The sequence below is a fragment of the Leptolyngbya sp. NK1-12 genome (genome assembly GCF_032598965.1).
Lineage (GTDB): Bacteria > Cyanobacteriota > Cyanobacteriia > Elainellales > Elainellaceae > Elainella.
This window is the reverse complement of record NZ_CP053586.1, coordinates 4,259,231-4,272,519: the sequence shown is the minus strand read 5'-3', so window position 1 is coordinate 4,272,519 and position 13,289 is coordinate 4,259,231. Positions and strand designations below refer to the sequence as shown.

Here is a 13,289-nt window from a genome sequence, read left to right as displayed (position 1 = left end):
AGGTTCATGAGCCAACCGCAGGTGAGTGTGATCATTCCCACCTACAATTGCGCGCGTTACCTGCCAGAAGCGATTGATAGCGTTTTGGCTCAGACCTATCAAGATTTTGAAATTATCGTCATTGATGACGGTTCAACCGACGATACGGCTGGGGTTCTGCAGTCTTATGGAGACCGAGTGCGAGCCGTACAGCAGCAAAATCAAGGCGTGGCATTAGCCCGTAATCATGGCATTCGTCTGGCTCAAGGCGAGTGGGTTGCCTTTTTAGATGCGGATGATGTGCTGTTACCGCACAAGCTAGAGGCTCAGCTCGAGTTAGCCCACGCTAACCCAGAGTTGGGCATGATTCACAGCGGCTGGCAGCGAGTTGATAGTCAAGGTCGGCTGCTGATGGTTGTAGAACCGTGGCATCAGGTGCCTGAATTAACGCTAGAGAGTTGGCTTAGATGGAAGCCGGTGTTGCCAAGCGCCATGCTGTTTCGCCGCTACTGGCTGGAGCAAGCCGGTGGGTTTGATCCACGTTTTCCTCCGGCTGAAGATACGGAATTGGTGCTGCGGCTAGCCTTATTAGGCTGTCAGGCGACGTGGTTGCCCCAAGTCACAGTGAACTACCGGCAGCATGAATCCAGCGCTATGCATAAGGGCCTACCGCAAGCCAAATCCCTCGCTGCCGTCATTGACCATTTTTTTGCCCAACCCAACCTGCCGGAGCATATTCGCTGGTTAGAAAATCAAACGCGCTACAACACGCTGGTGTGGATTGCCTGGTATTTGCACTACACCGATCACCCCACTGAAATGGTGGAGTACTTGCAGCGCTCTTGGCAGTATTCGCCTTATCCGCCCCTAGAAACCATCGTGCATTGGGCTGACGGCTTCACGGCCTTTTCAAAAAACTGGGGCCACGAGTTTGATGCTGAAACGTTAGCCCGTTCCCCGGAATGGCAAGGCTTGATGCAGTGGGTTGTAGGGCGCGTAAATTAGAGCGCCCTAGAGCGTTTTCTTGGCTCAGTGGCCCTGGTCAGATGGGCCTGAGCTATGGGGCTGAGCGACGAGGCTGAACTAGATGAAACACTTGATCCGATGCCATTGCTTTGCCTCATCCTGGCAGTAGTAACAGCCTTCCCACCAGATGCATTGGGTGTACGACAGATCCACCAATCGACTCTTAGAGGGTTGTTCATCGCTGAGCAAATCTACAACCTCGTTCTTCCGGTCGCCTAATTGCATCACTAGTTCATCTAGAGTCTTTTGCAGGGATTCTGGCACCAACGTAGTGCTTGTAATCGCTTTAACCACAGCTCGATAACCTCACTTTACTCAAGTTGCACAGCTCAAGTTGTACAGACGGACTGGCTATAGGTTGGGAGCAATCTTCATGCTGGAACAATACTCGGAACAGCACTGTAGATGCACGGATTGCTCGCCTGAGTCCACTGTTCTTGTTCTACCCTTCCAGACCGATAAAATTCGGATCTTTTTGCACTCTTTAAAATTTCAATGGCTTACATTGGTCTTGCTCTATGCTGAAGAGTTTTTCTTTGAGACTTGAAAGTAAATCTAGTCAGGCAACCCAGGACCGCACCTATCTTTCGAAGTAGATTGATTAAATTTAAGAATTCTTAGCATAATGAAATAAAACTACATTTCCTCTGGAGAAGCGAATGCTGGGATTCATCGGTAAGCTATTTGGTTCAAAGCCGAGTTCGGAAACAATCAACGCCGAATCTAATCTTGAAAAAGCGCAGGCGGCACCTAAGCAACCTGTGCGCAATCCTGCTCCTAGAACTAATGCTGGCAATGCCTTCTATCTAGATGCGGATTCGGCTAAAACACTGGGAAATCTTGATTACATGCGCTCCTCTAAATCAGTGCGCCGTACTTTTCCTAAAGCGAAGGTTGGGGAAGATAATGAGCTGGTGCGGAACATTTCGGCCATGGAAGCGGAGCGCTTAGGGGTAAGCCCAGCACCAACGCAACCAACTGCTGATTCGGCTGGAGCAACCACCACCTCATCGCCTACTCCATCGGCAGCCCCTAATTCGGAACGGCGTAGCGCTGATTCCAGTATGGATATGTTCCGAGCAATGGCGCGCGAAATTAAGAAAGGTTAGGGGCAATTTGTAGAGTCACTGAACGGGGGAATCCAGATTTAAGTTCCCCCCATCTATGAACAAGAGGAATTTTCAGTTAGTCGAAGTAGAACCAGCCGTCGTCTCAGCAATGCCTCTCTGCTAGCTTCTAGTCCAAAGCTTCTCCGGTGAACCCAGCTTAAGGTAATCTGAGGTTTGGACGCATTAGTCACAACAACTAGGAGTTACCCTTGGAACGGACATTCATTGCAATCAAACCGGATGGTGTACAGCGGGGAATCGTTGGCGAAATCATTCGCCGCTTTGAAGCAAAGGGGTTTACCCTGGTGGGCCTAAAGCTGATGCAGGCAAACCGTGAATTGGCCGAGCAGCACTATGCAGTGCATAAAGAACGTCCCTTCTTTGCGGGGTTAGTAGAGTTCATTACTTCAGGCCCGCTGGTTGCGATGGTCTGGGAAGGGGATGGCGTCATTGCTTCTGCCCGTAAATTGATCGGAGCAACCAATCCCCTAAATGCTGAGCCTGGGACAATTCGTGGAGACTATGGCGTCAGTGTGGGACGCAATCTAATCCACGGTTCTGATGCTCCAGAAACTGCCCAGCAGGAAATCAAGCTGTGGTTTAAAGACGAGGAATTAGTGGGCTGGCAGCCTACCATTACTCCTTGGCTTTATGAGTAAGTTCCCAACAGGCTGCGAAGCTAGTTGAGCCGCATAGGAGCCACAGTCCGTGCTTTGTTGCCTCTTTTCAACTCTTCGTCTTCACAGTTTCAGACGAAAGATCGGAGTCTTTCTGAAGGGAATGTTCGCTTTCAATTTCAACTGGCTCAGATTCTACTCCTGTTGCAGCTTCGCTCTGCGGCAGGTTTTTTTCTTCCTTACGCTTAGAAAATCCCCAAGCAAACAACAGCCCGATTGCCGAAATCATCAACCACTCTGGTGGCACAAAATCTGGAACTACGACTCGTGCCAGTAAACGTAACCCAACTAGAGCAACAGTGAGAAACCCAGCATCCTCTAGATGCACAAACTCGTCTAGCCAACGAATAAATAAACCAGCCATAAATCGCAGCGTAATCACGCCGATTAAACCACCGGTTAAAACCAGCCAAGTTTCCCTGGAAACCGCGATTGCTGTCGTCACGCTATCTAATGAGAAGGCCAGATCGGTAATGGCGATCATCGGAATGGCTTGCCAAAGTGAGGCAAAACGCGGCCCGTGATGGTGAACTTCGCCGTCTGCTTCATCATTGGAAGTGAAGTACTGGAAGACAAGCCAGAGTAAATAAACAGCACCCAATAGCTCGAATTGCCAGAACCGTAACACCCAAGTAGCCGTTAAGATCAACAGCACTCGTAAAGCGAAGGCGGCAATTAACCCAATGTTTAGAGCACGGCTTTGCAACTTCTGTCCTTCCAGTCCTTGAGCAATCGCCGCTAGGGCAATGGCGTTGTCGGCTGACAAAATTGCTTCCAGCGCAATCAAGACCGGCAGTAGAATCAGCGTGTCAGTTCCAACATTGGGGGAGTAGTCTAGTAGTTGATCTAGCATCAATTAGCCGTACTTTGGTAGTAATTCAACAAATTCAAAAATCGATAGACTCTAACTGGATTGCTGCAATTTTAAGCAATTTGTCCATCGAGTCAAACAGCTCAGAGGGCGAAAAGTCAGTTAGCTCAGTCAATCACTAGGAGCAAGTGGTTAAGGACTACCACTCTACCTCAGCTTAACGTTTAATCAAGCTTAAAATCTCAGGTGTGCTGATAGGGGTTACCGTTCTTACACGACAGAGTTGCTCTAAAATATTGCCCAAACCGCTCCTAAATTGCCCAGTCATGTAGCCGAGAGTAGAAGAACTGGCTCTACTAAGACGGCGCTGCAAACCAACTAATTCTTTGTCTAGGACAAGATTTTTTAAATCTGTCAAGCTAGAATAAGTGACTCCTACACAGGTATTTGCTGCAATGCCAAGCTTATCCCTCCTCTCAACGCTCTTGAACCAGTTTCAGTCGCGCTACCCGATGGGGTGTCTCTGCGCTGAACTGCTGACCATTCACGAAGGACACTACGTGGTTCGCGCCCTAGTGCAATTAGCAGGTACGACGCTGGCAACTGGCATGGCCGCGGCTCCTGAGATTGAGTCAGCCGAGGATCGGGCCAAACTCAGAGCTTTAGAGGCGATCGGCTTGGGGACGAGCGCTAGTGCATTGCCTCCGGTCTCCAGCTCTTTTCTGCCTTTGCCGCTAGATGCTAATTCGCCAAAGAGTACAGCATCTACTCAAACCCAGTCGGTTGATCAGCTTCACCAACCTCAGGAGGCTAAGTTGGGTAAGGCCAACCTTGCCTTATCGGCAGAATCTTTATCGGCAGAACCTTTATCGGCAGAACCTTTATCAGCAGAACACGATGCGAGCCACGAGATTCAGCCAGTCGAAAAAGTTGCGAAACCGGCTTCTGTCGCCCCACCGCTAGATAGTTTGACAGAAGAAGTGCCTTATTCTGGCGAAATCACAACTGGTGACCAAGGCTACTTCTCTCGCCATTCAGAACTGGCCAGCCTAATGTCTTCTACCAGCCCAGTTCGTTCTTCAGCAGCTATGGCTGACAATGAGCTGGCCGAGATTCATGCAAATCAGTTTGCTGCTAAAGCAACCAATACCGTAACTGGAGGGGATGAGATCAAAACTACAGGTACCCCTCGTGCAGCTAAGACTGAAAAGTCGAGCAAGCGTAAATCAGACGCCTTTGAGCTACCGCCAGTGCCACCGCCGCAGAATACCTCAGACCGTTCTGAAGAAATCATGAAAATCGGAATTGAAATGAAACGGTTGGGTTGGAGCACGGAGCAAGGCCGGGAATACCTCAAACGCACCTATGGCAAACGGTCACGCCAAGAACTAGATGATGCCGAACTGCTCGATTTTCTGCACTATCTGGAGGGGCAACCGTCACCGTTGCAGACTCCCTTCTAGTCGGTTTTGTTCTAACACACTCGATTCTCAGGAATAACAGCAAAAGACAAAAAAGGGGCCGCTCATGCTGCCCCCTACATATCTAGAACCATTTGCGACCAGCTAGTTGCCAACTACTTGGCAGCGGCCATCTCGGGGCGACTTCCAACCGAGCTGCGGTCAATTACCTGATCGATCAAACCGTACTCCATCGCTTCTTGAGCTGACATGAAAAAGTCACGGTCCGTGTCACGCTCAATGCGCTCTAAGGGTTGACCTGTGTGTTTGGCTAAACTTTCATTCAGCTGCCGCTTGAGATAGAGAATCTCCCGCGCTTGAATTTCGATATCGGCTGCTTGACCCTGTGCTCCACCTGACGGTTGGTGAATCATGATGCGAGAATGGGGCAGGCTCATTCGTTTGCCCTTGGCCCCCGCACTGAGCAGAAAGGCTCCCATACTTGCCGCCAATCCATAGCAGACGGTGCAAACATCGGGACGAATGTGATTCATCGTATCGTAAATGCCCAACCCTGCCGTAATCACGCCACCGGGTGAATTGATGTAGAGATAAATATCCTTTTCTGGATCCTCGGCTTCCAAAAACAGCATCTGCGCCACAATCCGGTTGGCCATATCAAAATCGACCGCTTCTGATAAAAAGATGATGCGTTCGCGCAGTAAGCGGGAATAGATGTCGAACGCTCTTTCGCCACGTCCCGATTGTTCAATAACGGTAGGAATCATGCAGTCTTCTCTCTGTATTTCCCTTAAGTTCTTCAATTTTAGCGATTTCCGGGTTTAGGTTTGGTGGGATATCCGATCCTGATGTTGGTTTGTGTTTTGCGGATGAACATCCTGATTGCGGTGATGCCTCATCAATCTGATTCAACAGCAGGTGATTCGACAGCAGACTGCTCAGACAAATAAGAGAGAAATGCTTGCAGCTTCATTCGATGAATATAAGGCCATCCTCCACTTGTCTCAATATCGCGCAACAGAGCATAAAGCGCTTGCCGATTATCAGGTAATGACTCCTGAAAAAGACTGTCCCGAATTTCCTGATGCAGTTGTTCTAACAATCGCAGAATTGCTAGCAGCTCTGTACTTTGCCCCTGATGCTGCTGGGCAACCATTTGAACCAAAGTAGCAATTGCTTCCAAGTCTGCCTTAAATTTTGTCGAGTCTAGTCCTACCGCTTCATCCATGCTGTCTATTGCGCTCCTCACAAGTGATCGTTCATTGCTCATTCTTTAGGGTAACGTCCAAGTCAACTGTCATCTGGGATATGGAATTGGCGAATCGAGATAAAAGAGCAACAAGGTCTTGTAGAATTCAGTATGGAGTCATCATTGAGCCATGCCGCGCTGACATTCGAGCAAGGTTTACTGGAGCAAGGTTGACTTAGGGCTTAATCGAGTTCGATGCGAGAAGGCTGAAGATTCGCTAGGTTAATGCGCCTAAGTAAACAAAAGGCTCATTGTTGTGGTAGCTGAGTTTAGTCGTCAAGGCTGGCCTAAAGCTTGCAGCATGACCCACTGGCATGTTGGGACGCTAGTTTTCCAGCTTGCCAGATCGACACTTTATAACATGACACTGGTAGGGTTTTTACATTAGATACTAGAGGTTGACCATGAGGTATCGCGCTTTAATTGTTGCCTTTCTAGCTCTTTGTTTTGGTCTGCTGACCGCTTGCAGTGAAGGCCCAGCAAATGCAACCACTGCACTCACCTATGAACAAGTGCGGGGAACAGGCTTAGCTAACACTTGCCCTCAATTGGAGGACACTCGACGAGGCTCCATTCCTCTAGAACGAGGCGAAACCTATGTTCTGAAAGATCTATGCTTGGAGCCAACCAATTACTTTGTGAAGGAAGAATCGACCAATAAACGGCGAGAGGCTGAATTCATTGCTGGGAAGCCTATGACTCGCAAAACGTCTTCGCTGGATCAAGTGAAAGGTAAATTGGAGTTTAATGCGGATGGTAGCTTGACGTTCATTGAAGAAGAAGGGTTTGACTTCCAGCCAATCACCGTGAAGCTGCCCAATGGTGAACTGGTGCCTTTCCTGTTTACCGTTAAGGATCTAGTTGCTAAGACCCTACCGGGCTTTGAAGGCATCAACACCTCTACTGACTTTGAGGGTGAATTCAGAGTGCCTTCCTACCGCACTTCCAACTTCTTAGATCCGAAGGGGCGTGGTTTGACTGCTGGCTATGATAATGCGGTTGCTCTACCGTCGCGTGCCGATAGCGAGGAAATCCTGAAGGAAAACTTGAAGCGATTTGATACAGGCACAGGGCGGATTTCGCTACAGGTTGCTAAAGTCAATAGCACCACGGGTGAGCTTGCAGGTACGTTTGAGAGCATTCAGCCTTCGGATACCGACATGGGAAGTAAAGCGCCGGTTGACGTGAAAATCCGGGGTTTGTTTTACGCTCGTGTTGAGCCTTCCTAACTCAAACCTGCTGAGAGATGATCAGTAGAATTGCCATTTTCTAGGCATGTTTGGTTTGAAACTGCTTAGATAAGCATTGCAGAGAGGGATCTCATCATCCCTCTTTTTTTGTCTTGCCAACTTTTTTATTTTGTCAACTTTAATTGTCAATTTTGATTACCAATTAGCTAAATTTCTACCCTCATATAATATTTTCCAAACATGATGTGAAATATTGGTAAATTTTTAGTCCGTGCTTTACCTCAGAAATCTTGGAAGCCCTAATCTGGGATTCAGTGAATATGCAGTTGTTGATACTTCGGCAGACGGAATACGTTGGCAATACAAATCCTGAACTCTTTGCTTTATTGCGTTAGTCTCACGAGTTGCTAGCTTTGACTTTCCAAGTCGAACGCAGGTCAGTCGGATAGGGGGCATAAAAGCCGCAGTTTGTTTTTTATCCACTAGCCTACTGATGGGCGGCCCAAATTCGATTTAAGCAATCTAACCGATGCAGCACCGTTTGAAATGTTACGCAATTTTAGTGAGCCATTCTATCTTGCTTCATCTACCCGAATTTCGTCATGCACACTTCAGCCGCTAATGAACTCAAAAGCGAAAGCCTGGAACTGTTGCGGGAATATTATCAATTTCCTTCGGCAGAGCTTCGCAATCGACTAGTGCAGCTCAATCTCGGCTTGGTACGAAAAGAAGCTCACCATTGGGTCAACCAATGTACTGAAAGCTACGAGGATTTGCTGCAAGTAGGCTGCATGGGGTTAATTCGGGCGATTGAACGGTTTGACATTGCTAAGGGTCACGCCTTTAGTTCATTTGCCATTCCCTACATTCGCGGTGAGATTCAGCACTATCTGCGCGACAAAGGCTCACCGGTTCGTATTCCTCGCCGATGGCAAACGTTGCAGCATCAGGCCACCATGCTGACTCGCCAGCTACAAGTCCAGCTTAACCGTCAGCCAACCGATCAGGAAATCGCAGCAGCGTTGGAAATCTCAGTGGCTGAATGGCAGGAAATTAAACTGGCCTTTCGTAACCGGGCACCGCTTAGTTTAGATGCCCCCATGCATGAAGACGATGACAGTTCAGCGTCGTTGGCCGATTTGGTTCCCGACAATCGCTATCAAAGTTTTCAACTGGCGCAAGAGGATCGAATTCGTCTTCAGCAAGCCTTAGTGCAGCTAGAGAAACGAACGCGAGAAGTACTAGAATTTGTTTTTCTATACGACCTAACTCAGAAAGAGACGGCGGAACGGTTAGGCATCAGTGCAGTTACCGTGTCTCGTCGAGTTAAAAGTGGACTAAAGCTGCTGAAGAAAATCATGGTAGGATCCAGCAGCTAATTGGGATGTATTTTTTGAGATGTACAGTTTAGGATGGGTCGTCAGCATAGGCCAGAACGGGCTACAACAACTCACACTGACCATGATGCCGCAGCAGATGATCGCAAAGCACCAATGCCACCATCGCCTCCACCATTGGCACGGCTCGTGGCAACACACAGGGGTCATGACGGCCTTTCGCCGCTAGGACAGTTTCTTCTCCAGTGCTTGTGACGGTTCGTTGCTCTTTGCGGATAGTCGCCGTTGGTTTGAAGGCCACCCGCAGGATTAGGTTTTCGCCATTTGAAATGCCACCTTGAACTCCACCGGATCGGTTGGTGGAGGTGCGAATCTGCCCTTGCTCGTCGATGTAAAACTCGTCGTTGTGCTCGCTGCCGGTCAGCAAGGTTCCAGCAAACCCAGAGCCAATCTCAAACCCTTTGCTAGCGGGCAAGGACATCACGCCTTTGGCTAGATCGGCCTCCAGTTTGTCAAAGACCGGCATTCCCAACCCTTTCGGCAGGCGGCGGGCTACGCATTCCACCACACCTCCAACCGAATCCCCGCTGCGCCCAATTTGCTCAATCAACTCGATCATCTGCTCGGCGCATTCTCCATCTGGACAGCGAACAATGTTGCTCTCGACCTGTTCCAGCGTTACCGTATCTGGATCAACAACGCCTTCCAGGTCTTTAATGCGCTTGACGTAGCCAATAATCTCAACCCCGGCGGCCTGCTGGAGAATCTTTTTAGCAATCGCACCTGCGGCAACCCGACCAATTGTTTCACGAGCTGAAGACCGCCCGCCGCCCTGCCAATTGCGGATACCATACTTAGCGTCGTAGGTTGCATCTGCATGGGAAGGACGGTACTTCTGGGCCATTTCATCGTAGTCTTGCGACCGGGCATCCTTGTTCCGTACCAAGATCGCAATTGGGGTTCCCAGGGTTTTTCCTTCGAACAAACCTGACAGGATCTCACACTGGTCAGCTTCTCTGCGAGGTGTGGTAATTTTGCTTTGCCCTGGACGCCGCCGATCCAGCTCAAACTGAATCTCTTCCGGTGAGATCTCTAACCGTGGAGGACAGCCATCAATGATTACACCGACTCCACCGCCATGAGACTCGCCAAATGTCGTGACTCGAAATAGCTGACCAAACGTATTGCCCATAATCTTGCGCTACTTGCCAAGGAAACCTATTTTACCTTGTCGATAGCCATCACGGAGTAGGCAGTCGCTGTTCCTCAACACCGATTAATTCTGGATATGGGCTAGGAGCTGGCAATGCTTTGACTTCAGGGGTAGCAATATGGCCGACGTAATGGGCACCTGCTTCAATATCTACTGAGCGAGCCGTAATATCCCCTTCTAGCCGAGCCGTTCGGGTTAAAATCAGCTGCCCTTCTGCCACGATACGCGCCTTGATCACGCCATGCACCACAATGTTGTGAGCTTTCAGTTCTGGGCCTTCCACGAGTCCAGTTTTAGCGACCTCTAAATCGCCTCTAACTTCAACCGTTCCGTGCACAATTCCATCGATGCGCAAATTGCCTTCTACATTGAGAGTGCCCTGAATCTCGCTAGTGGCACTTAGGTAGGTGAGGGTGCGACCTTGGCTGCGTTTAAACATGATCAATCTTGGGTGATGAGTCTAGCGAAGTTCGGTAGTTAGTATTTTGCTCGAATTTGTTCGCCATCCAGGCCAGTTATCCACGGCTATCCCAGAGAGGGAGCCGGATGAATTCCTAGTGTGAAGTTTACAAGGAAGCAATTCCTGGAGTCTACACCGCAGTAGACAATCATTGCATTCGTTCCGAACTGTCACTGCTGTGGTCATACAAAAAGCGACCCCATGGTTGAGGTCGCCTCGACTAGAGCTAAGAAACCTAGTTCAAGTTTTTAGCTAATTAGCCATTGATAGCAGGAGCGGTCAGGGCTACCGGAGTCGCTTCACCTGCTGCCAAATCCAACGGGAAGTTGTGCGCATTCCGCTCATGCATCACTTCCATCCCCAGGTTCGCACGGTTCAGCACATCCGCCCACGTGTTCACCACTCGCCCCTGGCTGTCCAACACACTCTGGTTGAAGTTGAACCCATTCAGGTTGAACGCCATCGTGCTGATGCCCAGCGCCGTGAACCAGATGCCCACTACCGGCCACGCTCCCAAGAAGAAGTGCAAGCTGCGGCTGTTGTTGAAGCTGGCATATTGGAAGATCAACCGCCCAAAGTAGCCGTGCGCTGCCACGATGTTGTAGGTCTCTTCTTCTTGACCAAACTTGTAACCATAGTTCTGCGACTCGGTCTCGGTCGTCTCACGCACCAGCGACGACGTCACCAAGCTACCGTGCATCGCCGAGAACAGCGAACCACCGAACACACCAGCCACACCCAGCATGTGGAACGGGTGCATCAGAATGTTGTGCTCTGCCTGGAACACGAACATGAAGTTGAAGGTGCCGCTGATGCCCAGAGGCATGCCATCCGAGAAGGACCCTTGTCCAATCGGGTAGATCAGGAATACGGAAGTAGCTGCTGCCAAAGGAGCCGAGTAGGCCACGCAGATCCAAGGCCGCATGCCCAAGCGGTAGCTCAACTCCCATTGACGACCCATGTAGGCAAAGATGCCAATCAGGAAGTGGAACACGACGAGCTGGTAAGGACCGCCGTTGTAGAGCCACTCATCCAGCGAAGCGGCTTCCCAGATGGGATACAGGTGCAGACCAATCGCATTGCTGCTGGGTACCACAGCGCCGGAGATGATGTTGTTGCCATACATCAAGGAGCCAGCCACGGGTTCGCGGATGCCATCGATGTCTACCGGAGGGGCGGCGATGAAGGCGATGATGAAGCAGATGGTAGCAGTCAAGAGGGTGGGGATCATTAGCACGCCGAACCAGCCGACGTACAGTCGGTTGTTGGTGCTAGTAACCCAGTTACAGAACCGCTCCCAAGCTGAAACGCTGTCGCGTCTTTGGAAAGTGGTAGTCATAATGATTGCTTTCGTTACAAAACGATAGAAGATGTATGAAGCAAGTAAAACCTTGCATGTCGTATATCTTATGGGAATTCCGCAAATTTTTCTAAGCGAATCCGAATTTTTTTAATCATACTTAATGAAGTTTTATTGAGTTATTTTTGGGTGCGAAACAAATATTGTTTTCTTAATATCTTCTGCCGCTATTAAATTTAGCACGTATTGCGCGTAAGCTTTGTCCCATATGACTTAAAGCTGCGATTCATGAAGGTTTTCTCCTCGATTTTTGTCTAATCAATTTAGCGAGAAAATTGAACAATTTTGTTTAAAAAAGAGGTTTTAATCCAAATATTTCGTATCAAAAAGAAATAAAAATATATAATTTCAGAATATTTTATATATAAAACTTAATATAATTTCAGAGGCTATATTTCCAGAACTATTTCCATGAGAGAACTTCAGCGGAAACCTAAACTAAAAACTCAATTTTGTTTATTGAGCAAATACTCATAGAATTATTTAGAAAAGTTAATAATACATTTCTCTTAATTCTTCTCTCAGATGGCAGGTAACGATGAGAAACGCTTAGCAAAGTGCCTGTCTGAGAGCACTGACTACTGCACTGGGGCGCTCAAGATGGGCAAGGACGCCAGCCTGCTGAATGGGCTGAACTTGTTTGATGGTTGAATTCAAGCTGGCTAATCGCTGGCCGGTGACAGGGCTACTGAAGCGAGATTGTTCACCCCAAACAAAAACGGTTGGAACTTGCAGTTGCGGTACGTAACGCGCCAGATCAAAGCAGAGATCGCCCCGAAGCGATGCCAGAGCAGCATATTCAGCATTGAGCTGCTGGGCAGAGGTCAGGTAGGCGGCGACCATTTCTGGAGTTACCCGTGATGGCTCGGCAAACAAGAATTGCGCCAGAAAGTTCTGTACAGCCAACTCGTTGGCAGCTCCCAGACTGTAGATGAAGCGATCCACACCTGGAGTACTCGCAATATGGGCAGCCAAGTTTTGCCCATAATCAGCACCGAAATCGGCATAGCCAGCTGGAGCAACCAGAAACAACAGGCTAAACAGATCGGGGCGTTGGGTAGCCAAGCGAATCAGTAGGCCAGCCGTCAGTGAAGAGGCAACCACGGGGACCGGTTCACCAATCCACTCCAGGAGTTCTGTAAAGATCTGCAGGTAGTCATCAACCCGGTAGTCTCGCTGGGGATGGGTTGATTGACCCCAACCGATTAGATCGGGAGCAATGATGCGATAGGTTGTAGCAAAAGCAGGATAGACTTTGGACCATTCATAGGCGGAAGAGCCACCGCCCAAACTGTGCAGAAATACTAAGGGCGATGCTGGTTGAGAAGCACCATCCAACCAGGGTGAACTAGTTTGCGTGTAATAGACCATCACGCCCAAGGATGTTCTAATCACCTGCTGCCCGAATCCAGGAGGATGGAACTGCAACATCACTGCATCTCCTTCAAACCGATTAC

At 49.2% G+C, this 13,289-nt stretch carries 14 protein-coding genes; 6 read left to right on the top strand and 8 right to left on the bottom strand.

Annotation, left to right across the window (positions count from 1 at the left end; genetic code table 11):
- The first annotated feature begins 6 nt into the window (after window positions 1–6).
- Complete coding sequence (locus HJG54_RS18175) at window positions 7–984, top strand: glycosyltransferase family 2 protein (RefSeq protein WP_316430458.1); 978 nt, start codon at window positions 7–9, stop codon at window positions 982–984.
- Between the two features lie 78 nt (window positions 985–1,062).
- On the opposite strand, the gene HJG54_RS18170 is transcribed toward HJG54_RS18175, so the two are convergent.
- The gene (locus HJG54_RS18170) at window positions 1,063–1,299 is read right to left on the bottom strand and encodes a hypothetical protein (RefSeq protein WP_035997218.1); all 237 of its coding nucleotides are present in this window, start codon (window positions 1,297–1,299) and stop codon (window positions 1,063–1,065) included.
- Window positions 1,300–1,664: 365 nt separating this feature from the next.
- On the opposite strand from HJG54_RS18170, the gene HJG54_RS18165 reads away from it, so the two are divergent.
- Together HJG54_RS18165 and ndk are read left to right on the top strand one after the other, a co-directional pair.
- On the top strand, window positions 1,665–2,114 hold the full coding sequence (locus tag HJG54_RS18165; protein WP_316430456.1) for a hypothetical protein: 450 nt from the start codon (window positions 1,665–1,667) through the stop codon (window positions 2,112–2,114).
- Between the two features lie 209 nt (window positions 2,115–2,323).
- On the top strand, window positions 2,324–2,773 hold the full coding sequence (gene ndk, locus HJG54_RS18160; RefSeq protein ID WP_316430454.1) for a nucleoside-diphosphate kinase: 450 nt from the start codon (window positions 2,324–2,326) through the stop codon (window positions 2,771–2,773).
- 67 nt (window positions 2,774–2,840) lie between these two features.
- On the opposite strand, the gene HJG54_RS18155 is transcribed toward ndk, so the two are convergent.
- Window positions 2,841–3,644 carry a TerC family protein gene (locus tag HJG54_RS18155; RefSeq protein WP_316430453.1) on the bottom strand — a complete coding sequence of 268 codons (804 nt, stop codon included), beginning with the start codon at window positions 3,642–3,644 and terminating at the stop codon, window positions 2,841–2,843.
- Between the two features lie 413 nt (window positions 3,645–4,057).
- On the opposite strand from HJG54_RS18155, the gene HJG54_RS18150 reads away from it, so the two are divergent.
- Window positions 4,058–5,065, top strand: coding sequence for a hypothetical protein (locus tag HJG54_RS18150; RefSeq protein WP_316430452.1), 1,008 nt, complete (start codon window positions 4,058–4,060; stop codon window positions 5,063–5,065).
- A gap of 113 nt (window positions 5,066–5,178) precedes the next feature.
- On the opposite strand, the gene clpP is transcribed toward HJG54_RS18150, so the two are convergent.
- Both clpP and HJG54_RS18140 read right to left on the bottom strand, forming a co-directional pair.
- A complete protein-coding gene (clpP, locus tag HJG54_RS18145; protein ID WP_035997205.1) occupies window positions 5,179–5,790 on the bottom strand; it encodes an ATP-dependent Clp endopeptidase proteolytic subunit ClpP in 612 nt (203 codons plus the stop codon).
- 131 nt (window positions 5,791–5,921) lie between these two features.
- Window positions 5,922–6,251, bottom strand: a complete 330-nt coding sequence (locus HJG54_RS18140; RefSeq protein WP_316430451.1) for a hypothetical protein — start codon at window positions 6,249–6,251, stop codon at window positions 5,922–5,924.
- 425 nt (window positions 6,252–6,676) lie between these two features.
- On the opposite strand from HJG54_RS18140, the gene HJG54_RS18135 reads away from it, so the two are divergent.
- Both HJG54_RS18135 and HJG54_RS18130 read left to right on the top strand, forming a co-directional pair.
- On the top strand, window positions 6,677–7,501 hold the full coding sequence (locus HJG54_RS18135) for a photosystem II manganese-stabilizing polypeptide (RefSeq protein WP_316430450.1): 825 nt from the start codon (window positions 6,677–6,679) through the stop codon (window positions 7,499–7,501).
- Between the two features lie 563 nt (window positions 7,502–8,064).
- Window positions 8,065–8,841 (top strand): RNA polymerase sigma factor SigF, encoded by a 777-nt coding sequence (locus HJG54_RS18130; protein WP_316430448.1) that lies wholly within the window; start codon window positions 8,065–8,067, stop codon window positions 8,839–8,841.
- Between the two features lie 61 nt (window positions 8,842–8,902).
- On the opposite strand, the gene aroC is transcribed toward HJG54_RS18130, so the two are convergent.
- The 4 genes from aroC to HJG54_RS18110 form a co-directional block, all read right to left on the bottom strand.
- On the bottom strand, window positions 8,903–9,991 hold the full coding sequence (aroC, locus tag HJG54_RS18125) for a chorismate synthase (RefSeq protein WP_316430447.1): 1,089 nt from the start codon (window positions 9,989–9,991) through the stop codon (window positions 8,903–8,905).
- Between the two features lie 49 nt (window positions 9,992–10,040).
- Entirely contained in the window at window positions 10,041–10,451 is a 411-nt protein-coding gene (locus HJG54_RS18120) for a bactofilin family protein (protein ID WP_316430446.1), read from the bottom strand.
- A gap of 277 nt (window positions 10,452–10,728) precedes the next feature.
- Complete coding sequence (gene psbA / locus HJG54_RS18115) at window positions 10,729–11,811, bottom strand: photosystem II q(b) protein (RefSeq protein WP_316430445.1); 1,083 nt, start codon at window positions 11,809–11,811, stop codon at window positions 10,729–10,731.
- Window positions 11,812–12,381: 570 nt separating this feature from the next.
- Window positions 12,382–13,263, bottom strand: a complete 882-nt coding sequence (locus tag HJG54_RS18110) for an alpha/beta fold hydrolase (RefSeq protein ID WP_316430443.1) — start codon at window positions 13,261–13,263, stop codon at window positions 12,382–12,384.
- Between the last annotated feature and the right edge of the window lie 26 nt (window positions 13,264–13,289).